Raw genomic sequence first — 19,833 nt, 5'->3', positions numbered from 1 at the left:
GTGCTCCTGGTCGGCGGTGACGGGTGGCGGGGGTGGGTCTCAGGCGGCGTGGACGAGGACGGAGATCCCCTGGCCGACGCCGACGCACATCGTGGCGACGCCGTGGCGGCCACCGCGGCGGCGCAGTTCCAGCGCGGTGGTCAGGACCAGGCGGGCGCCGCTGACGCCGAGGGGGTGCCCGAGGGCGATGGCCCCGCCGTGCGGGTTCACGTGCTCGGCGTCGTCGGGCAGCCCGAGGCGGCGCAGCACCGCCAGGGACTGCGCGGCGAAGGCCTCGTTGAGCTCCAGCAGGTCGATCTCCCCGAGGGACAGCCCGGTGCGCGCCAGCAGCTTCTCCGTCGCCGGCACCGGGCCCAGTCCCATGAGGCGCGGTTCGACCCCGGCGGTGGCCGCGCCGCCGATGCGGGCCAGCGGCGTCAGGCCGTAGCGGTGCACCGCCTCCTCCGAGGCCAGCAGCAGGGCGGCGGCGCCGTCGTTGACGCCGGAGGAGTTCCCCGCGGTCACCGTCCCGCCGGGGCGGAACGCCGGCTCCAGGCGGGCCAGCGCCTCCCGGGAGGTCTCGCGGGGGTGCTCGTCCTCGGTGACGACCGTGTCGCCCCGGCGACCGGGGACGGTGACGGGCGTGATCTCCTCGGCCAGCACGGCCCGGGAGGCGGCGACGCGCTGCTGGGACCGCAGCGCGAAGGCGTCCTGGTCGGCGCGGCCGACGCCGTCGAGCTCGGCGACGTTCTCCGCGGTCTGGCCCATGGAGTCGGTGCCGTGGACCGCTTCCAGCGCGGGGTTGACGAAGCGCCAGCCGATCGTGGTGTCGTGCATCTGCGGGGCGCGGGAGAACGCGGTGTCGGCCTTGCCGACCACGAACGGGGCCCGGCTCATGCTCTCGGTGCCACCGGCGACCACGAGGTCGGCCTCGCCGGCCACGATCGAGCGCGCGGCGATCGCGACGGCGTCGGCGCCGGACCCGCAGAGCCGGTTGACCGTGGTGCCCGGGACGGTCTGCGGGTAGCCCGCGAGCAGCACGGCCATCCGGGCCACGTCGCGGTTGTCCTCCCCGGCCTGGTTGGCGCAGCCGAGCACCACGTCGTCGACCGCTTCGAGGTCGACGCCCGGGTTGCGGGCGGCGAGCGCGCGCAGGACGTGGGCGGCCAGGTCGTCCGGGCGCACGCCGGCCAGCGCGCCGCCGTAGCGGCCGATGGGGGTGCGGGTGCCGTCGATGAGGTAGGCGGTGGGCATCTCGTCTCGTTCCTGGGGCGGGGTCGGGCCGGGCGGGATCAGGGCGGCGGCGGCCCGAGCGCGCGGGATCGGCCGCGGAACTCGGCCACGACGCGGTCGCCGCGCAGCACGCTGACGTCGTAGATCCCGCTGCGCCCGCGCAGCGCGCGTTCGGTGGCGACGGCCTCCAGGACGTCGCCGGCGCCGGTGGGTTCCAGGAAGGCGATGTCGCACCCGGCGGCGACCGTGGTCCGGCCGCGGGAGTTGCAGGCGTAGGCGAACGCGGTGTCGGCCAGGACGAACACGTAGCCGCCGTGGGTGGTCCGCAACCCGTTGGTCATGGTGGGGCGCACGCTCATGCGCACCCGGGCCGCGCCCGGGCCCACCTCCAGCAGTTCGATGCCGAGGTCGCGGGCGACGGCGTCGTCGGTGCGCAGGGCCGCGACGCTGCGCTCGGCGAGGTCGCGGGCCCGCGCGGGGGCGGCCTCCGGGTCGAGGTCCGTGCCCAGGTCCGTGCCCAGGTCCGCGTCCAGGTCCTGGGCGTGGCCGGCGGCGGGGCCGGTCGGGGTGTCGTGCTGCGTCACGGTGGCCTCCTCGTCCTCGTGGTGCACCGACCGAACGTTCAGTACAGCGGGGAGCGGGCCCGTCGTCAATGCCGCGCGCACGCGGGCGCGTCCCCGGCGGCCGCGGCGTGCCAGGATCGCCCCGTGACCACCGCTCCCGGAGCCCGCCGCGTCCAGCGCTACGACGTCGCCTCGCTGCTCGACGTGGCCGTCCGGGTGTTCACCGAGCGCGGGTACGACGGGACCAGCATGGAGGACCTCGCTCGCGCCGCCGGGGTCTCGAAGTCCTCGATCTACCACCACGTCGAGGGCAAGGAGCACCTGCTGCGGCTGGCCCTGGAGCGCGCCCTGGACCCGCTGTTCGCGGTGCTCGCCGAGCCGGGGGCCACCTCCGGGCCCAGCCTCGGCCGGCTGGAGCACGTCCTGCGCCGCGAGGTCGAGGTCCTGGTGGCCGAGCTGCCGTACGTGACGCTGCTGCTGCGGGTGCGCGGCAACACCGGGACCGAGCAGTGGGCGCTGGCCCGGCGCCGCGACTTCGACGCCGAGGTCGTCGCCCTGGTGCGCGCCGCGGCGGCCGAGGGGGCGCTGCGCGCCGACGTCGACCCGGCGCTGGCCACCCGCCTCGTCTTCGGGATGATCAACTCCGTCGTCGAGTGGTACCGCCCCGAGGGCCCGCGCGACGCGCGCTCGCGCAGCGGCCTGCGCCCCGACGCCGGCCGGCTGACCGACGGCGTCCTCACCCTCGTCCTGGACGGCCTGCGCGCCCGCTGACCCCGGCCCGCCGGGGCGGGGACGGCTTGACGGGGCGGCTGGACCGGGCCACAGTGTGACCGAATGTTCGGTCGGTTTCGAGGAGGATCCCGTGCCCACCCAGGACGAGTCCCGAGCTGAGTCCCGAGCTGAGTCCCGGACCGAGCTCGAGGCGCGGTTCGAGGCCACGATCGCCGCGGACGAGCGCATCGAGCCGCGCGACTGGATGCCGGACGCCTACCGCCGGACGCTGATCCGGCAGATCGCCCAGCACGCGCACTCGGAGATCATCGGCATGCAGCCCGAGGGCAACTGGATCACCCGAGCCCCCAGCCTGCGCCGCAAGCAGATCCTGCTGGCCAAGGTCCAGGACGAGGCCGGGCACGGGCTGTACCTGTACTCCGCCGCCGAGACCCTCGGGGTGGACCGGGCCGAACTGCTGGACCTGCTGCACACGGGGAAGCAGAAGTACTCCTCGATCTTCAACTACCCGACGCTGACCTGGGCCGACATGGGCGCCATCGGCTGGCTCGTCGACGGGGCCGCGATCGTGAACCAGGTGCCCATCACCCGCTGCTCCTACGGGCCCTACGCCCGGGCGATGACGCGCATCTGCAAGGAGGAGTCCTTCCACCAGCGGCAGGGTTTCGAGATCCTGCACCACCTCTCGCACGGGACGCCCGAGCAGCACACGATGGCCCAGGACGCGGTGGACCGCTGGTGGTGGCCCTCGATCATGATGTTCGGCCCGCCCGACGACGCCTCGCCCAACAGCGAGCGCTCGATGGCCTGGCGCATCAAGCGGTTCTCCAACGACGAGCTGCGCCAGCGGTTCATCGACATGGCCGTGCCGCAGGCCGAGGCGCTGGGCCTGACCCTGCCCGACCCGGACCTGCGCTTCGACGCCGACAGCGGCCACCACGGGTTCGGGCCGATCGACTGGGACGAGTTCCACGAGGTGGTCCGCGGCAACGGCCCGTGCAACGCCCAGCGCGTCGAGCACCGCGTCCGCGCCCACGAGGAGGGTGCCTGGGTGCGCGAGGCCGCCACGGCGTACGCCGACAAGGTCGCCGCCCGCGCCGCGCGGTCGGAGGTGGCGGCGTGAGCGGCCCCCGGGACCCCGACGCCGACCCCGTCGCGGGCTCGGCGCAGGCCGAGGGCGGTCACGGAGCCGTTCCCCTGCAAGGGGTCCCGGCCGGGTCGCCGGGACCGACCGCGGCCTCGCGGCGGGACTGGCCGCTGTGGGAGGTGTTCGTGCGCGGGCGCCGCGGGCTGTCCCACAGCCACGTCGGCAGCCTGCACGCCCCCGACGCCACGATGGCGCTGCGCAACGCCCGCGACCTCTACACCCGCCGCCAGGAGGGGGTTTCGCTGTGGGTGGTGCCGGCTGCGGCGATCTCCGCCTCCAGCCCCGACGAGCGCGACGCGTTCTTCGACCCGGCGGCCGACAAGGCGTACCGCCACCCGACCTTCTACGACGTCCCGGCGGGGGTGGAGCACCTGTGAGCACCGCCACGACGGCGGGGGAGGACCTGCGCGCGGACACCGTCCGCTACCTGCTGCGGCTGGCCGACGACGCCCTCGTGCTCGGTCAGCGCCTGGGCGCCCAGCTCACCCGCGCCCCGCAGCTGGAGGAGGACGTGGCGCTGTCGAACATCGCCCTGGACCTGCTGGGTCAGGCCCGGCCCCTGCTCACCCGGGCCGGGGAGCTGGAGGGCGCCGGCCGCGACGAGGACGCCCTCGCGTTCGGCCGCGGCGAGCGGGAGTTCCTGAACTGCCAGCTCGTCGAGCAGCCCGACGGCGACTTCGCCGGGACGATCGTGCGGCAGCTGTTCTTCTTCCTGTTCCAGCACCGGCTGTACGAGGGGCTGACCGCCAGTTCCGAGGAGGTGATCGCCGGGGTCGCGGCCAAGGGCGTCAAGGAGGTCGCCTACCACCGCGACCACGCCGTCCAGTGGACGCTGCGCCTGGGCGACGGGACCGCCGAGAGCCACCGCCGAGTGCGGGCCGCCCTGCACCGGCTGTGGCCCTTCACCGCGGAGCTGTTCGAGGCCGACGACACCGTCCGCGCGCTCGTCGCGGCCGGGGTCGCCGTGGACCCCGGGTCGCTGCGGGCCGGGTGGGACGCCGAGCTCGACGCCGTGCTGGCCGAGGCCACGCTGGAGCGGCCCGCGAACCCCCGGGTCGCCACCGGCGGCCGGCGCGGTCTGCACACCGAGACGTTCGGGTTCCTGCTGGCCGAGATGCAGCACCTGTGGAGGTCCCACCCGGGAGCGACCTGGTGACCGCCACCGGGGCCGCCCTGGACGCCGCGGGCGTCGAGCGCGCCCGCTCGGTCGCCGCGCAGGTCCCCGACCCCGAGGTGCCGGTGCTGAGCATCGACGACCTGGGGATCCTGCGCGACGTCACCGCCCGCGACGGCGCGGTGCACGTCACCATCACCCCGACCTACTCCGGGTGCCCCGCGGTGCAGACCATCCGCGACGACGTCGTGCAGCGCCTGCACGAGGCGGGTTTCCCCGACGTCGTCGTCCGCACCACGCTGACCCCGGCCTGGACGACGGACTGGATGAGCGAGGACGGCCGGCGCAAGCTGCGCGAGTACGGCATCGCGCCCCCGCAGCGGGTCCCGGGTGGCCCGGTCCCGCTGACGCTGTCCCTGCGCTGCCCGCGCTGCGGCTCGCCGCGCACCCGCGAGCTCAGCCGGTTCGGCTCCACGGCGTGCAAGTCGCTGTGGGTGTGCGGGGACTGCCGCGAACCCTTCGACCACTTCAAGGACCACTGAGGTCCCGCCGGACCCCCGACACGACGGAGCAGTCGATGACGACCACGCACGACGAGACCGGCGCCCCCGGCGCGGCCGTCGCCCGCCCGCCCGCCCGCCGGGGCCGGACCGGGTTCCACCCGTTGCGGGTCAGCGGCCTGGAACGGCTGACCGAGGAGGCGGTGGCGATCTCCTTCGACGTCCCCGAGGACCTGCGCGCCGAGTTCGCGTTCACCCCCGGCCAGCACCTCACCCTGCGCCGCACGATCGACGGCGAGGAGGCCCGCCGCAGCTACTCCATCTGCGCCCCGGCCGGGGAAGGCCGGTTGCGGGTCGCCGTCAAGCGCGTCGACGGCGGCACGTTCAGCGAGTGGGCCACCTCCGAGCTCGCCGAGGGCGACGTCCTGGACGTCATGCCCCCCGCCGGCCGGTTCGGCGTCGAGTTCACCCCCGGCCGGGTCCGGCACTGCACCGCGATCGCCGCCGGCAGCGGCATTACCCCGGTCATCTCCCTGCTGGAGACCGGGTTGCGGACCGAACCGGACAGCCGCTTCACCCTCGTCTACGGGAACCGCACCTCGGCCTCGGTGATGTTCCTGGAGGAACTGGCCGATCTGAAGGACCGCTGGCCGGACCGGTTGCAGCTCATCCACGTCCTCTCCCGCGAGGCCCGGGACGCGCCGCTGCTGTCCGGCCGCATCGACGCGGCCAAGCTCCGGCTCCTGCTCACCGAGGTCCTGGACCCCGGGGACGTGCAGGAGTGGTTCCTGTGCGGGCCGGCCGAGATGGTCGAGGGCTGCCGCGGCGCGCTGCGCGAGGCCGGGGTCCCCGACGAGGCCGTCCACCACGAGCTGTTCCACGTCGCCGGTGCCGGGCCCACCCCGCGCCGCCCGCGCCGGGAGGGGGAGGACCGGGGCCGGCTGAGCACCGTCGTCGCCGTCCTGGACGGGCGCAGCACGACCATCGAGGTGCCCGCCGACGACGAACCGGTCCTGGACGCGGTGCTGCGCGAGCGCGCCGACGCGCCCTACGCCTGCAAGGGCGGGGTGTGCGGCACCTGCCGCGCCCTGGTCGTGGAGGGGGAGGTGCGGATGGAGCACGAGTACGCCCTGGAACCGGCCGAGAAGGCCGCCGGGTACGTGCTGACCTGCCAGGCGCACCCGCTGTCCGAGCGCGTCGTCGTGGACTTCGACCGGTGAGCGGCGCCCCGCCGGCGTCCTCCACGGACGGCCGGACCCCGACCGCGCTGGTCGTCGAGGAGCTCGACGACCGCGTCGTCGCGACCGTGCACGGGCCGGCCACCCGCAACGCCGTCGACACCGGGCTCGTCGACGCCCTCCACGCGCTGTGCGCCGGCCTGGAACGCGAACCCCGCCCGTTGCTGCTGGCCGGCGGTGACGGGGTGTTCGCCTCCGGCGCCGACATCCGGCAACTGCGCGACCGTCGTCGCGACGACGCGCTGCGCGGCATCAACTCCGGCGTCTTCGACCGCATCGCCCGGCTGCCGCTGCCCACCGTCGCCGCGGTCGACGGGCACGCCCTGGGCGGCGGGGCCGAACTGGCCTACGCCTGCGACTTCCGCATCGCCACCCCCCGCACCCGGTTCGGCAACCCCGAGGCCGGGCTGGGGATCCTGGCCGCCGCCGGGGCGAGCTGGCGCCTGCGGGACCTGGTGGGCGAACCCCTGGCCAAGGAGGTCCTGCTGGCCGGCCGCGTCCTGGACGCGGGGGAGTGCCTGGCCGCGCACCTGGTCACCGAGGTCGTCGAGGTCCCCGACCTGCTGCCCGCCGCGCACCGCCTGCTGGACCGGGTGCTGCGCAACGGCCTCCTGGCGCTGCGGCTGACGAAGCTGGCGCTGCGGATGCCGCCGGGCGCCCACCCGGCCTTCGACGACGTCGCCCAGGCGGTCCTGTTCGAGACCGAGGAGAAGCACGAGCGCATGACGGCCTTCCTGGAACGGCGCACGAGGCGGGAGGACGCGTGAGCACCACGACCGGCCGGGACGCCGGCGCGGAGGACCTGCCGGACGTCGCCGGGGTGCTGGGCGGTGGGCGCATGGGGTCCGGCATCGCCCACGCCCTGCTGCTCGCCGGGGCGCGGGTGCTGGTCGCCGAGTCCTCCGCCGAGCGCGCCGACCAGGCCCGGGACGCGGTCGGGAAGGCGGTGCGGGCCAGCGCCGAACGGGGCGCCGACCTCGACGTCGACGCGGTCCTGGCCCGGCTGGAGGTCGGGGTCGGGCCGGGGTTCCTGCGCCCGGCCGGTCTGGTCGTCGAGGCCGTCCCGGAGGACCCCGCGCTCAAGGCCGAGGTCCTGGCCGGTCTGGACGCCGCGCTGGAGCCGGGCGCGGTGCTGGCCTCGAACACGTCGTCCCTCGGCATCGGCGAACTGTCCACCGTCCTGTCGGGCGACCGGCCGTTCCTGGGGCTGCACTTCTTCAACCCGGTCCCCGCCTCGGCCCTCGTGGAGGTCGTCGTCGGGGCCGCGACCCCGGCCGGGCTCGTCGACCGGGCGCGGGGATGGGTGCGGCGGATGGGCAAGACCGCGGTGGTGGTGCGCGACTCCCCGGGTTTCGCCAGCAGCCGCCTCGGGGTCGCGCTGGGCCTGGAGGCGGTGCGCATGGTCGAGGAGGAGGTGGCCTCGCCCGAGGACATCGACGCGGCGATGACGCTGGGCTACAAGCACCCGGTGGGGCCGCTGCGGTTGACCGACCTCGTCGGCCTCGACGTCCGGCTCGGGATCGCCGAGCACCTCGAGCGGACCCTGGGACCGCGGTTCGCCCCCCCGGAGCTGCTGCGGGAGAAGGTGTCGCGCGGGGAGCTGGGGCGCAAGAGCGGCCGGGGTTTCTACACCTGGTGAACCCCGCCTGGGGCGGTTGACCGGGGCGGGCCGTCCGGATACGGTCACACAACCGAACGTTCGGTCAGTGAGGGAAACCTCGAGGAGGATCACCGATGACTGCCACCGCGATCCGCGACGTCGCCACCGTCGAGAGCTTCATCGCCGGGCGCTGGATCTCCCCCTCGGGAGCGACCACCGCGCTGCTGGACGCCGCGACCTCCGAACCCGTCGCGCGCATCGGCACCACCACCCCCGACGTGGCCGCTGCCGCCGAGCACGCCCGCACCGTCGGCGGCCCCGCCCTGCGCGCGCTGACGTTCCCCGAACGCGCCCTGATCCTCAAGCAGCTCGCCCAGCACCTGGACGGCCTCAAGGACGGGTTCCACGAGACCTCCGCCCGCACCGGCGCCACCCGGCGCGACTCCCGCGTCGACGTCGACGGCGGCATCGGGGTGCTGTTCACGTACGGTTCCAAGGGCCGCCGGGAACTGCCCGCCGGCAACGTCGTCCTCGACGGGCCCACCGAGGCCCTCGGCCGCGGCGGCCAGTTCGTCGGCCAGCACGTCTACACCCCCCGGCGCGGGGTGGCGCTGCAGATCAACGCCTTCAACTTCCCCGTCTGGGGGCTGCTGGAGAAGTTCGCGCCCGCCTTCCTCGCCGGCGTCCCCACCATCGCCAAACCCGCCAGCCAGACCGCCTACCTCGCCGAGAGCGTCGTCCGGGCGGCCCTGGCCAGCGGCCTGCTGCCCGAGGGCAGCCTGCAGCTGCTCTCCGGCAGCGCCCGCGGCGTCCTCGACGTCCTCGGCGACCAGGACCTCGTCGCGTTCACCGGCTCGGCCGACACGGCGAACTCCCTGCGCACGCACCGAGCCGTCCTGGGCGGGGGAGTGCGCTTCACCTCCGAGGCCGACTCCCTGAACTTCTCCCTCCTGGGACCCGACGCGGTCCCCGGGACCCCCGAGTTCGACCTGTTCGTCCGCCAGCTCGTCACCGAGGTGACGAGCAAGGCCGGGCAGAAGTGCACCGCGATCCGCCGCGCCCTCGTCCCCGACCGGCTCGTGGGTGACGTCGTGGCCGCCGTGCAGGCCCGCGTGGAGGAGAAGGTGCGCGTCGGGCACCCGCAGGCCGAGGGCGTCACCATGGGCGCTCTCGTCAGCCTCGCCCAGCGCGAGGAGGTCCGCGCCCGCGTCGCCGAGCTCCGGCGCGCCGCGCGCCTGGTCGTCGGCGACCCCGACCGCGTCGACACCCTCGGCGCCGACGCCGAGCGGGGCGCCTTCCTGGCCCCGCTGCTGCTGCTGGCCCAGGACACCGGCCGCAGCGAGGTGCACGAGGTGGAGGCGTTCGGGCCGGTCAGCACCGTCGTGCCGTACCGCAGCACCGCCGAGGCGGTCGAGCTGGCCGCCCGCGGCCGCGGCAGCCTCGTCGGGTCCGTCGTCTCGAACGACCCCGACGTCGTGCGCGACGTCGTCCTCGGCGTCGCGCCCTGGCACGGGCGCGTCCTCGTGCTGGACCGCGACTCCGCGCCGGAGTCCACCGGGCACGGCTCCCCGCTGCCGCACCTCACCCACGGCGGCCCCGGCCGCGCCGGCGACGGGGAGGAGCTCGGCGGCATCCGGGGCGTCCTGCACCACATGCAGCGCACCGCGCTGCAGGGTTCCCCCCGCGCGCTGTCGGCCGTCACCGGGACCTGGGTCCCCGGCGCCCCCCGCACCACCCCCGCCGAGCACCCGTTCCGGCTGTCGCTGGCCGAGCTGCGCGTGGGTGACACCGTCGAGGCCGGGCCCCGCGAGATCACCCTGGCCGACGTCGACCACTTCGCGGAGTTCTCCGGCGACCGGTTCTACGCCCACACCGACGAGGCGGCGGCCGCGGCGAACCCCTTCTTCGAGGGCCGCGTCGCCCACGGGTACTTCCTCGTGTCGCTGGCGGCCGGCCTGTTCGTCGAACCGCAGCCCGGACCGGTCCTGGCGAACTACGGCCTGGAGAACCTGCGCTTCCTCACCCCCGTGTACCCCGGCGACGCCGTGCGGGTCGAACTCACCGCCAAGTCCATCGCCCCCCGCGTCGACGCCGACCACGGCGAGGTCCGCTGGGACGCGCGCCTGTACAACCAGGACGACGTCCTCGTCGCCACCTACGACGTGCTGACCCTCGTCGCCAAGCAGCACTGAACCTCAGGGTGCGGCCGGGCCCGTCAGGTAGCACGTCATCCGGGCCGAGCACACCGCCCGTCCCTGCTCGTCGGCGATGGCCACCGCGTAGGTGGCCATCGTCCGCCCCCGGTACAGCGGGGTGGCGACGGCCGTGAGGGAACCCTCCCGGGCGCTGCGGTGGTGGGTGATGCTCAGTTCCACACCCACCGCGCCGCGCCCGGGACCGGCGTGCAGGACCGCGGCCCACGACCCGGTGGCCTCGGCCAGCGCCGCCGAGGCACCCCCGTGCAGCAGGCCGTAGGACTGCGTGTTCGTCGCCACCGGCATGCGCGCCACCAGCCGCTCGGCCGACGCCTCCAGGACCTCCACCCCGAGCTTGCGGTCCAGGTCCCCCAGGTCCAGGTCCGGGCGGGCGGCGGTCAGCGGGTTCACGGGCGGGGTACCGGGGTCCACCAGGTCAAACTAGCGGCCCCGGACCCCGCCCGGCGCGGTTCAGGCCAGGGGCGACCCGCCGGTGACGCCCAGGACCTCGGCGGTGATGTAGCTGGACTCCTGCGAGGCGAAGAATACGAACGCCGGAGCCAGTTCCGCCGGCTGCCCCGCCCGGCCCAGCGGGACGTCCTCGCCGAAGGTCGCGACCTTCTCCTCCGGCATGGTCGCCGGGATCAACGGCGTCCAGATCGGGCCCGGGGCCACCGAGTTCACCCGGATGCCCTTCTCCGCCAGCATCTGGCCCAGCCCCTTGGTGAAGTTCACGATGCCCGCCTTGGTGGTGGCGTAGTCCAGCAGCGGGGGAGAGGGCTGGTAGGCCTGGATCGAGGAGGTGTTGATGATGGTGGCCCCCGGCTGCATGTGCGGGACGGCCTTCTTGCACAGCCAGAACATGGCGTACAGGTTGGTCTTGAGGACCCGGTCGAACTGCTCGGTGGTGATGTCCTCGATGCCGCCCGGCTGCGCCATCTGGTAGGCGGCGTTGTTCACCAGCACGTCGATCCGCCCGAACTCCTCCACGGCGCGGTCGACGACCAGCTGGCAGGCGTCCTCCTCCCGCAGGTCCACGGGCACCGCGACGCCCTTGCGCCCGGCCCGCTCGACGTGGCCGATCGTCGTCCGCGCGTCCTCCTCCTCCTCCGGCAGGTACGCGATGAGGACGTCGGCGCCCTCGCGCGCGAACGCGATCGCCACCGCGCGCCCGATCCCGGAGTCGCCGCCGGTGATGATCGCCTTCTTGCCGGCCAGGCGGTCGCTGCCCCGGTAGGAGTCCTCGCCGTGGTCGGGCTCGTCACCCATCTCCGGCGTGCGGCCGGGGTGCGGGATCTGCTCGCCCTCGGCGTCCGGCTGGGCGAACTGCTGCTGCGGGTCCTGCTGCTCGGTCTGGTCCTGGGACATGGCTACCTCCGTCGGTGGGTCTCTGACGGTGACCTACCCCGAACCGGGCGGCTCACTCCCCGGACCACCGGATTCCTGCGGCCTGCGGTGCCGGGACGCGCGAGGACCTCGCCCCGGCGCGCCGAGCGCGCGTCGTGACCGGCCGGGCCGGTCGGCGGCGGTTGCCGGTCGAGCCTCGAGAGACGCTCCGGCAGCAGCCTGCGACGGAGCCGTGATCGGGGAGGAGCACGGTTGCCTCACGCTCGGCGATGAGGTCGTGGTCGGGGAGACGGGGACCACGGGGGACGAGGACACGGACCACGGCGTCCTGCCCTCCGGGGAACGGCTGGCGGTCGATGACCAGGTGAGCGGCGGCGGATCGAGTGGACGAGTGCGGCAGCGGCGTGGAGGTCATCCAGCTCACCTCCCGGGACCCGCTCCTCGAGAGGCAGTTCAACGATCGCCGGTCCCGGTCAGCCGCGTCGCGCTCGTCCGGTGTTGCGACCGTGACGTCGGCTGTGGCCGCTGAACCCCAGGAGCTGCGCGTCGCAGGTCCGTCCGACCGCTGGTCGAGGACGGGAGCGGTCAGGTGGTGAGGACGCGCACCTGGTCCTCGTTCAGCGCCCGATCGGCGTACAGCAGCAGCTGCGCCGTCGGGTCGGGGTCCTCGGGGTCCCGGCCCCGCCACGCTCGGCGGAGCCCAGCTCGTTCGACCGCACGCCGCGAGCGGAGGTTGCGGGCGGCCACCACCGCGGTGACCGGCAGGCTCGGGCGCAGCGCGTGCGCGCAGGCGCGCCCGGCGGCGGCGACTTCCTGCGCGTACCCCTGTCCCCACACCTGCGGGCGCAGGGTGAAAGCCAGGTTCCACGCGATGGGGGTCGCGGTGGCGGTGGGCAGGCTGCAGCCGCCGACTCCGACCAGGGTCCCGGCCGAGGGACCGCTCAGCGCCCGCACCACCCACAACCCGATGCCGTAACGATCCCAGCTCTCACCCCAGCGTTGGACGCGGTCGTGGGTCCGGGCGGTGCTGGTGTGACGCAGCAGCGGGTCGTCGTGCCAGACCCGGGGGTCGGAGTACACGGTGAAGAGCTCGGCCACGTCGGTGTCCGCGGGACGGCGCAGCGACAGCCGCAGGGTCCTGGTGTCCTCGGAGGGTGGATGGACGTCGTGGTGCTCGTCGTGGGGATCGTGGCCGGGGCGCCTCACCGCTGCAGGATCGCAGCCGCAGCGCCACACCGGGGAGCACCGTCCGCTCGTCGGCGCCGGTGGTCGCGCCTCAGCCGATGGGCGGTTCCGTGGGGCAGCCAGGACCGCTGAGGCAGGTGCTTCCTCGCGGCTGACCGTCCTCATGGAGGGTGCTCGGACCGCGACTGGTCGCCTGTCCGTACGGCTCGCCGTTGACGTGCACGTCGATCTCGCCGATGAGGACCTGGACGCCGATCGCGCTGCCGACGTCGGTGCCGCGGGTGGCCACGACCTTCCCGTTCTGCCGGAATTCCACCTCGACGTGCTCCGAGGCGGCGAAGTCGACGCTGGGGGCGACGCAAGTCGCGGCGTCCTGCGCGTCCACGGATGCATCGAAGCAGCCCTCAGGCCTCGCAGGGGTGGCTACGGGCACGTCGGCGTGCTGGAGCTCAACTACTCGGTCCTCGGTGAGACCGCGAAGTCGTCGACGTCCTGGCCAGCGCCAGAACCCCGATGTCGCGCCCAGCGGAGACGGTCAGGTCACCCACCCCCACACCAGCCGGACTGCGGTCACGACCAGCCAACCCAGCCCGAGCAGCACCAAGCCGGTGACGGTGATGATGATCAGCCCGCCTCCCCAGCCGGCGATGCGGTCGGCCCACGTCAGGGCAGGCGCCGGCGGGTGCGGGTCCTGCCAGGAGACGGGGGCGCCGGCGATCTGCTCGGCGGCCTCGCGCACGGCGCGCAGACGCGCGGCCGCGTGCGGGCCGGCGCTGTCCTCGCTGGTGCGCCAGCGGAGGGCCTTCATCTGGGCGAAGGGGCCGCGGTAGGTGCGCTCGAAGGCGGCCACCTCCCGTTCGTCGCGGTGGGTGCTGAGGTAGGACCAACGCCCGGCCTGGGCCAGGTCGCCGTCGCGGCGGTACGCGGCGGCGAGTTGATCGCGCAGGTCGAGGCGGTCGGGGAACGACGCCACCAGCCCGCGCAGGCGCTGGCGTGCCAGCGTGGTCCGTCCCGCGGCCAGGTCGGCGGCGACCTTGGTCAGGGTCTGGTCCACCGGCATGGTCCGATGATCCCTGACGGCAGGCCGGGTGTGCCGTTCCTCCTCACTCCCTCGGTCGCACACGTCGTGGTCACCAGCACAGGACCCGCGCCACGACCCAGCGGGCCGCCCGGGAGTGGAACCGTGCCCCTAGCGTCAGGGCATGGCGCCGACCGACGCAGCGAACGGCAAGGGCACGTACGAGATCAGGATCGGCCTGTGGGCTTCGCCGGAGCAGGCGTTCGAGATCCAGGAGCGGTTGAGCAGAGCCCTGTGCCCTGAACCCGAGCACGACGGGCCGTGCGAGGTGCCGTGGTCCATCGCCGTGCTGCCGCCTGGAGCCGTCGACCAGGGGGAGGACCGCTACGACGAACTGGTCCGGCAGGCGAGGATCGAGGGCACCTCCTGACCTCGACCCTCATGGTCCGTGCCACGACCGCGACGTCGTGGTGGAGCCTCGGGGCGGCGGATCTCAGAGGTGTGCGTCGAGGCGGTACGTCCTCACAGCGGGTACCGAACCGCGACGTCGCGGTTCGGGTCCGTCCCCTCCGTCGCGTCCGGAGGCAGCGGGAAGGGGGCCCGGCTCTCGATCGTGTCCGCGATGCTGATCGGTGCGGGCAGCGAGCGGTAGCGCGCTCTGGGGTCCGGAGCGTCCTCGGCGTCCGACGGGGCGTCCGTGTCGTGCTCGGTCACGGTGCTCATCTCCTCGACTGCGGCGGTCTCCTCCTCGGCAGTCTGCTCCCGCTCAGGCCGTGGTGCGAGGGGTCGACGTGACCGGTTCCCGGCCGCAGGCCCTCCCGCTCCTCGACACGTCCAGACGGCCGACGACGTCGTGGCTCGCGCCGTGACCGCACGGTCCGCGGGCGTGAGGCGGCGACCGAGCGGGAAGGAGCCTGCGGCCGTGGTGGGTCGGTGCTGAAGCAGACGTACCGGGGGTTCGTGACGACCGGTGAGTGGAAGACGCCGGCGCTGCACGATCCGACGGGTGGCGTCCCGGCCGGTCCCCGCCCAGTCGCCGGTGTGGGGCGTCTCGAACCGGCGGGCGCCTCCTCCAGGTCACGTCGTCAGGACGCGGCCCTGCAGGTCGTGGTGCAGGTGCACCCGGCCCAGCCGCCGCACCCAGTGGGGTGGGCGGACGTCCCGGCCCCGGTCACGGCGCTCTCCCCCTCCCGCAGGGCGCAGTTCTACGGGCTACCAGGACACCAGGCGCCGGGCCGGTTGCGCCTGGAGGGCATCGAGTCGTCCAGCGACCGGGTGTGGACCCGCGCGGCCGCGAATGGCTCGGACGCTGAGGACGCTGCGCAGGAGCGGTGGCTGATCCTGCTGTGGCCCCACCGCAGCCCGTTCCTCAACCCCAGCTGGTTCTGGAGCTCGAGCCTTGGACGTGGCGGTGTTGTGAGATCGCTCGCAGGGCGGCAAGGGCACGAGGTTCGCGCCGATGCGTGCGATCGGGTGAAGGAGTGGTGGTTCACCGTCGTGGAGGTTGGACGGTCCTCAGGGTGCCTGAGGATCACGGTGCACCGGACGGCTGCTCACCTCGGGATCGGCGAGGGCCTGTCGACGGTTGCCGAACCTGCCGGGAGAACTCGAGCGTGTCGATCGGTGGACGCCGATCGACCAGAGTCAGTACCCGGTGGTGAAGGAGTTCTACGTGTCCGCTGGCCGTTGCCGTGCCGTGGCTGTCCTCGCTCCGCTCGCACTGGTCCTGGTGGCCTGTGCGACGACGGGGGAGAACCGCGGGGTGGAACCCCCAACGCGCCCGCCACCACCGCTACGGCCAGCGCATCTTCTGCTGCTGGTCCGGCTGCGCCCGCGCAGGCTCCGGTGCCGGTCGGGGCCTCAGCGACAGCGGGAGGTGCAGGCGACGACGCCGCGGTGGGTGGGGCGATCGTCATGGACAGCGTGCAGTTGCCGGCGTGGACCGAGGCGACCAGGTCGGGGTTCGTGGGAGCGGTGCGCAGTGCGGTGCCCGGTGCTGGGGTCAGTGACGAGCAGATCGTGGCGTTGGGGGCCGCGACCTGCTGGAACATCGCCTCCGGTCTCGGTGATGAGGCGATCGGGCAGGACGTGGGTGCTCGTGCGGCCGGTTGGGGTGCGGGCACGGTGACGACGGCGCAGAGTGCAGCGGTGCTCGCGGCGGTGCGAACCGCTGGGTGCTAAGGCATGTCCGTCAGTGATTCTCGGCGGGTCGGACGGCGACGCGTGCGAATGGGGAAGGGGAATCGAGTGGATCTGGGCCGTACCCGGGCGAGATCGTCTCTCCATGAGCACGATCGGCGCCGTCCTCGCCCTTGCCGCCTCCCACGGCCTTCACCTGTCCGCCGAGGACGCCACGGTCAACGAGGCTGGCCTGGACTACCGGGTCGTCATGGCCACGGACACGGCCGGGCGGCGGTGGGTGCTGCGCCAGCCGCGCCGTCCCGACGTGACCGCAGGGATGGCTGCTGAGGCCCGCATCCTCGACCTGGTCAGCCCGACCCTGGCCGCCGACGGGATCGCAGTGCCCGACTGGCAGGTACGCGAGCCCGGCCTGATCGCCTACCCGGCCCTGCCCGGCGCGCCCGGCCTGACCCTGTCCACGGCGGGCGAACCGGTGTGGCACATGGATCCTGCCAGCCCTGACTACGCCGTCCGGCTGGGCCGGCTCCTCGCGCGGCTGCACGCCATCACCGCAGAGCAGGCCGAGGCCGCCGGGGTCGAGGTGCGCACCCCCGTGCAGGTCCGTCAGTCGTGGACCGACGACGTCGCCCGCGTGCGTGCAGCGTTCACCGTCGCTCCTGCTCTCTCCACAGCCTGGGAGGCGTGGTTGACCGACGACTCCTGCTGGCCTGAGCAGACCGTGATGACGCACGGGGAGATCTATCCCGCGCACGTCCTGCTGGCCGACGACGGTGCCTTCACCGGGGTGCTGGACTGGACCACGGCCCGGATGGACGACCCGGCCCGGGATCTGGCGGCCCAGTACGGGGCTGCGGGTGAGGAGATGCTGGACGTGACCCTGCAGGCTTACCGGGCCGCCGGAGGCCGTGTGTACCCGGGCCTTGCCGCTCAAGCCCGTCACCTGTGGAACGCCTCCCCGATCGGTTACGCCCTGTACGCACTGGCCACCGGCGCTGAGACGGACGCGGCTGCGGCCAGCGCCGTGCTGGATCCCGGCAACTGACCGGCCCCGTGTCCCAGTTCGTACCTGCGGGCGCGTGCTCGGGTGTTCTGCCCACCGTGGAAATCGCCTGGCCGGCCCCGGCTCGTTCCCCGTACGCTCGTCGGCATGACTTCCTGTGCGAAGCCGTGGTTCCGCCGCTGACGGCGGCCGAACCCGACTGAACTCGCCGCCCGTCCTGGCCCTGTGCCGGGCGGTCCCGCGTGCCGTCCGGCTCCCTGACGAGCTGAGAGATCACGCATGCTCCGCACCGATCGACCTTCCCTCACCCTCTCGCGCGACCTCCCTGCAGGGGCGGCCGCGCACGTACGCGCCCAGGGCGTCACCGTCCGCCTCGGAGAGCGCACCGTACTGTCCGGTCTCGACGTGACCGTCTCGGCCGGGTCCCGCCTGGCCGTCGTCGGCGAGAACGGGCGCGGCAAGACCACCCTGCTGCAGGTCATGGCGGGCTGTCTGACCCCGGACGAAGGCACCGTGACCCGCGCCGGCACTCTCGCCCTCGTCGAGCAGACCTTGCGCGTGGAGGACGGGCGCACCGTGGGAGACCTGGTCGGGGAAGCCGTGGGCGAGAGCCTGGCCGCCCTGGACGTGCTGGATGACGCGGCCCACGCGCTGGCTGCGGGCGAGCCCGGCGCCGAGGACACCTACGCCCACGCGTTGGAGGCGGCCACGCTCCTGGACGCCTGGGACGCTGAGCGGCGTGTCGACGTCGCCCTGGAAGGGCTGAAGGCCTGCACCGACCGCGACCGCGGGCTGAGGACGCTGTCGGTGGGGCAGCGCTACCGGGTGCGCCTGGCGGTCGCGCTGGGCTCGAGCACCGACGTGCTCCTGCTGGACGAGCCGACCAACCACCTCGATGCCGAGGGGCTGGAGTACCTGACCCGAGCCCTGCGAGAGCGCCCCGGGGGTGTGGCAGTGGTCAGCCACGACCGGGCGTTGCTGCGCGCGGTCGCCACCACGTTCCTCGACCTGGACCCCAGTCGTGACGGTCACCCGCGCCACTACGCCGGTGGGTACGACGGGTGGGTGGAGGGCCGCCGCCGGGAGCGGGAGCGCTGGGAGCAGGAGCACGCTGCCCAGGTGGCCGAGCACGCCCGCCTCGAGGATGCCGCGGAGGAGGCCCGGGGGCGTCTGCACACCGGGTGGCGGCCCGACAAGGGCACCGGAAAGCACCAGCGGGCCACTCGCACCGCCGGCGTCGTGCAGGCCCTCAACCGACGCGTCGAGGACCTCGAGGAGCACCGGATCACGGTGCCCGAGCCGCCCCGGCACCTGTCCTGGCCCGACGTGCGGGTACGTGCCGGAAGGCCGGTGCTGACCGGGAGCGGGCTGAGCGTCGAGGGGCGGCTGCCCGGCCCGGTCGACGTCGCCGTCAGCGGTGGTGACCGGCTGCTGCTGACCGGCCCGAACGGAGCCGGCAAGTCGACTCTGCTGGGGGTCCTGGCCGGGAAGGTCGACCCCACGTCGGGGCACTTGCTGACCCACCAGGGGGCCCGTGCGGTCCTGTTGTCCCAGGAGGTTCCTGACTGGAACTCCCAGCACACCGCCCACCAGGTGTACCAGGCTCACATCGAGCACCTGCAGACGCAGGGAGTGCCGGGCCGGCCGCCCGCACTGTCCGGCCTCGGCTTGCTGGACACGGTCTCGCTGCGCACCCCGGTGGGGCGCATGTCCCAGGGACAGCAACGGCGTCTGCACCTGGCGCTGTGCCTGGCCTCGCGGCCCGACCTGCTCATGCTGGACGAGCCGACCAACCACCTCTCCGCCGTGCTGGTCGATGAGCTCACGCAGGCACTGATCACGACCTCGTGCGCGGTCGTGGTCGCCACCCACGATCGGCAGATGCTCTCCGACCTGGCGGCCTGGCCTCGGCTGGACCTGGCCTGCGCGGCAGTCTGAGATCCGCCTGGGCCCGCAGGTCCGTGGTGTCTGACCGGCGGTGGGAACGCCTCCGACCGCCGCTACCCGACAGCGCTGGCCGTCGCGGCCGTCCATGGGCCGACCATCGGCGGATCGTGGAGGCGATCGCCTACCGGTACCGCACTGGTGTCCCACGGCGGGACCTGCCAGCCCGGTTCGGGCCGTGGAAGACGGTGTGGTCCCGACACCGTCGAGGGGCCGAGGACGGAACCTGGGACCGCATCCTGGAAGCTCTGCTCGCGACCGCGGACGAGGCCGGGCAGATCGACTGGCGGGTCTCGGTTGACTCCACGATCAGCAGGGCTCACCAGCACGCCACGAACACCCGACGCCCCGAATTCTGCGAGGCCACGGCTCATGCCCGCGGTCCCGGCGCTCACCATGAGCCGCCCGGGCACGCGACGTGCCGGCCGATGCGCACCACCACCTCGTCGGCTCCGCCCTCGTGGTGGGGCACCGTGGTGGTCTGCGCGGTCGCGTCCCACGTGCTGCCGGAAGGCCAGAGGATCGGCGGACCGCCGAGGGTGGTGCAGTCGTCGTGCTCCTCCACCACCCCGCTCACCAGCGCCGCCGGGGACGCCCCCTCGGGACCGGTGGGGGCGGGGACCAGCAGCGGCCCGGAACCGCGAGCGGCCACGGGCAGCACCGACAGCAGGGCAGCGCCGGCAGCGGCGGCGGTGGTCTTCACCGGTGTCGGACGCGGCGGAGCGGCTGCAGGTTGCTCAGCGACCGGTGGCCGCTGCGGGTCGGCCCCCTCACGTCCTGGTACCGGCCGGGGGGGGGGGGGGGGGGGGGGGGGGGGGGGGGGGGGGGGGGGGGGGGGGGGGGGGGGGGGGGGGGGGGGGGGGGGGGGGGGGGGGGCGGGGGGGGGGGGGGGGGGG

21 protein-coding genes and 1 pseudogene are annotated in these 19,833 nt (G+C 74.2%); 13 read left to right on the top strand and 9 right to left on the bottom strand.

What is annotated here, in order from left to right; translation table 11 throughout:
• Window positions 1-39: 39 nt before the first annotated feature.
• Both pcaF and paaI read right to left on the bottom strand, forming a co-directional pair.
• Window positions 40-1,233 (bottom strand): 3-oxoadipyl-CoA thiolase, encoded by a 1,194-nt coding sequence (gene pcaF, locus ACRYM6_RS13385; RefSeq protein ID WP_432543371.1) that lies wholly within the window; start codon window positions 1,231-1,233, stop codon window positions 40-42.
• Window positions 1,234-1,271: 38 nt separating this feature from the next.
• Window positions 1,272-1,745, bottom strand: coding sequence for a hydroxyphenylacetyl-CoA thioesterase PaaI (gene paaI, locus ACRYM6_RS13380; RefSeq protein WP_432543432.1), 474 nt, complete (start codon window positions 1,743-1,745; stop codon window positions 1,272-1,274).
• 174 nt (window positions 1,746-1,919) lie between these two features.
• Here paaI and ACRYM6_RS13375 point away from each other — a divergent pair, with 174 nt between their 5' ends.
• The 9 genes from ACRYM6_RS13375 to paaZ all read left to right on the top strand — a co-directional run bounded on the left by ACRYM6_RS13375 (window position 1,920) and on the right by paaZ (window position 10,298).
• On the top strand, window positions 1,920-2,546 hold the full coding sequence (locus ACRYM6_RS13375; RefSeq protein WP_432543370.1) for a TetR/AcrR family transcriptional regulator: 627 nt from the start codon (window positions 1,920-1,922) through the stop codon (window positions 2,544-2,546).
• A 169-nt stretch (window positions 2,547-2,715) separates the two neighbouring features.
• Window positions 2,716-3,630, top strand: a complete 915-nt coding sequence (paaA, locus tag ACRYM6_RS13370) for a 1,2-phenylacetyl-CoA epoxidase subunit PaaA (protein ID WP_432543431.1) — start codon at window positions 2,716-2,718, stop codon at window positions 3,628-3,630.
• A 74-nt stretch (window positions 3,631-3,704) separates the two neighbouring features.
• Window positions 3,705-4,031: a 1,2-phenylacetyl-CoA epoxidase subunit PaaB gene (paaB, locus tag ACRYM6_RS13365; RefSeq protein WP_432543430.1), complete on the top strand. Its 327-nt coding sequence runs from the start codon at window positions 3,705-3,707 to the stop codon at window positions 4,029-4,031.
• Entirely contained in the window at window positions 4,028-4,810 is a 783-nt protein-coding gene (gene paaC, locus ACRYM6_RS13360) for a 1,2-phenylacetyl-CoA epoxidase subunit PaaC (RefSeq protein WP_432543369.1), read from the top strand. The genes paaB and paaC overlap by 4 nt, the downstream gene beginning before the upstream one ends.
• Window positions 4,804-5,310, top strand: coding sequence for a 1,2-phenylacetyl-CoA epoxidase subunit PaaD (paaD, locus tag ACRYM6_RS13355; RefSeq protein ID WP_432543429.1), 507 nt, complete (start codon window positions 4,804-4,806; stop codon window positions 5,308-5,310). The genes paaC and paaD overlap by 7 nt, the downstream gene beginning before the upstream one ends.
• A gap of 35 nt (window positions 5,311-5,345) precedes the next feature.
• A complete protein-coding gene (gene paaE / locus ACRYM6_RS13350) occupies window positions 5,346-6,488 on the top strand; it encodes a 1,2-phenylacetyl-CoA epoxidase subunit PaaE (protein ID WP_432543368.1) in 1,143 nt (380 codons plus the stop codon).
• Window positions 6,485-7,273 (top strand): enoyl-CoA hydratase/isomerase family protein, encoded by a 789-nt coding sequence (locus tag ACRYM6_RS13345; protein WP_432543367.1) that lies wholly within the window; start codon window positions 6,485-6,487, stop codon window positions 7,271-7,273. The genes paaE and ACRYM6_RS13345 overlap by 4 nt, the downstream gene beginning before the upstream one ends.
• A 71-nt stretch (window positions 7,274-7,344) precedes the next feature.
• Complete coding sequence (locus tag ACRYM6_RS13340; RefSeq protein WP_432543428.1) at window positions 7,345-8,145, top strand: 3-hydroxyacyl-CoA dehydrogenase family protein; 801 nt, start codon at window positions 7,345-7,347, stop codon at window positions 8,143-8,145.
• A 95-nt stretch (window positions 8,146-8,240) separates the two neighbouring features.
• Entirely contained in the window at window positions 8,241-10,298 is a 2,058-nt protein-coding gene (paaZ, locus tag ACRYM6_RS13335) for a phenylacetic acid degradation bifunctional protein PaaZ (protein WP_432543366.1), read from the top strand.
• Between the two features lie 3 nt (window positions 10,299-10,301).
• Here paaZ and ACRYM6_RS13330 read toward each other — a convergent pair whose 3' ends face one another.
• From ACRYM6_RS13330 to ACRYM6_RS13310, 5 genes are all read right to left on the bottom strand, one after another.
• Window positions 10,302-10,733 carry a PaaI family thioesterase gene (locus tag ACRYM6_RS13330; protein WP_432543365.1) on the bottom strand — a complete coding sequence of 144 codons (432 nt, stop codon included), beginning with the start codon at window positions 10,731-10,733 and terminating at the stop codon, window positions 10,302-10,304.
• A 39-nt stretch (window positions 10,734-10,772) separates the two neighbouring features.
• Window positions 10,773-11,669, bottom strand: a complete 897-nt coding sequence (locus ACRYM6_RS13325) for an SDR family oxidoreductase (protein WP_432543364.1) — start codon at window positions 11,667-11,669, stop codon at window positions 10,773-10,775.
• Between the two features lie 564 nt (window positions 11,670-12,233).
• Complete coding sequence (locus ACRYM6_RS13320; protein ID WP_432543363.1) at window positions 12,234-12,854, bottom strand: GNAT family N-acetyltransferase; 621 nt, start codon at window positions 12,852-12,854, stop codon at window positions 12,234-12,236.
• A 70-nt stretch (window positions 12,855-12,924) separates the two neighbouring features.
• On the bottom strand, window positions 12,925-13,218 hold the full coding sequence (locus ACRYM6_RS13315; protein WP_432543362.1) for a hypothetical protein: 294 nt from the start codon (window positions 13,216-13,218) through the stop codon (window positions 12,925-12,927).
• Window positions 13,219-13,368: 150 nt separating this feature from the next.
• Window positions 13,369-13,893 carry a DUF6584 family protein gene (locus tag ACRYM6_RS13310; protein WP_432543361.1) on the bottom strand — a complete coding sequence of 175 codons (525 nt, stop codon included), beginning with the start codon at window positions 13,891-13,893 and terminating at the stop codon, window positions 13,369-13,371.
• A gap of 142 nt (window positions 13,894-14,035) precedes the next feature.
• Between ACRYM6_RS13310 and ACRYM6_RS13305 the strand changes: the two genes are divergently transcribed.
• Window positions 14,036-14,281 carry a hypothetical protein gene (locus ACRYM6_RS13305; RefSeq protein WP_432543360.1) on the top strand — a complete coding sequence of 82 codons (246 nt, stop codon included), beginning with the start codon at window positions 14,036-14,038 and terminating at the stop codon, window positions 14,279-14,281.
• Between the two features lie 92 nt (window positions 14,282-14,373).
• Here the strand turns inward: ACRYM6_RS13305 and ACRYM6_RS13300 are convergent, their stop codons facing one another.
• On the bottom strand, window positions 14,374-14,574 hold the full coding sequence (locus ACRYM6_RS13300) for a hypothetical protein (RefSeq protein ID WP_432543359.1): 201 nt from the start codon (window positions 14,572-14,574) through the stop codon (window positions 14,374-14,376).
• 1,561 nt (window positions 14,575-16,135) lie between these two features.
• On the opposite strand from ACRYM6_RS13300, the gene ACRYM6_RS13295 reads away from it, so the two are divergent.
• The 3 genes and pseudogenes from ACRYM6_RS13295 to ACRYM6_RS13285 all read left to right on the top strand — a co-directional run.
• Entirely contained in the window at window positions 16,136-17,035 is a 900-nt protein-coding gene (locus tag ACRYM6_RS13295; RefSeq protein WP_432543358.1) for a macrolide 2'-phosphotransferase, read from the top strand.
• A gap of 237 nt (window positions 17,036-17,272) precedes the next feature.
• Complete coding sequence (locus tag ACRYM6_RS13290; RefSeq protein WP_432543357.1) at window positions 17,273-18,931, top strand: ABC-F family ATP-binding cassette domain-containing protein; 1,659 nt, start codon at window positions 17,273-17,275, stop codon at window positions 18,929-18,931.
• A pseudogene (locus ACRYM6_RS13285) lies at window positions 18,928-19,362 on the top strand (IS5 family transposase); the annotation flags it as partial. The gene ACRYM6_RS13290 and the pseudogene ACRYM6_RS13285, both read left to right, overlap by 4 nt.
• Here ACRYM6_RS13285 and ACRYM6_RS13280 read toward each other — a convergent pair.
• Window positions 19,329-19,640, bottom strand: a complete 312-nt coding sequence (locus tag ACRYM6_RS13280; protein ID WP_432543356.1) for a hypothetical protein — start codon at window positions 19,638-19,640, stop codon at window positions 19,329-19,331. The pseudogene ACRYM6_RS13285 and the gene ACRYM6_RS13280 sit on opposite strands and share 34 nt — an antisense overlap.
• Window positions 19,641-19,833 lie beyond the last annotated feature (193 nt).

This window comes from Kineococcus rugosus (assembly GCF_050871975.1).
In the GTDB taxonomy this organism is placed as follows: Bacteria; Actinomycetota; Actinomycetes; order Actinomycetales; family Kineococcaceae; genus Kineococcus.
The sequence above is the reverse complement of the archived record's forward strand: the minus strand, read 5'-3'. Positions and strand labels throughout refer to the sequence as shown.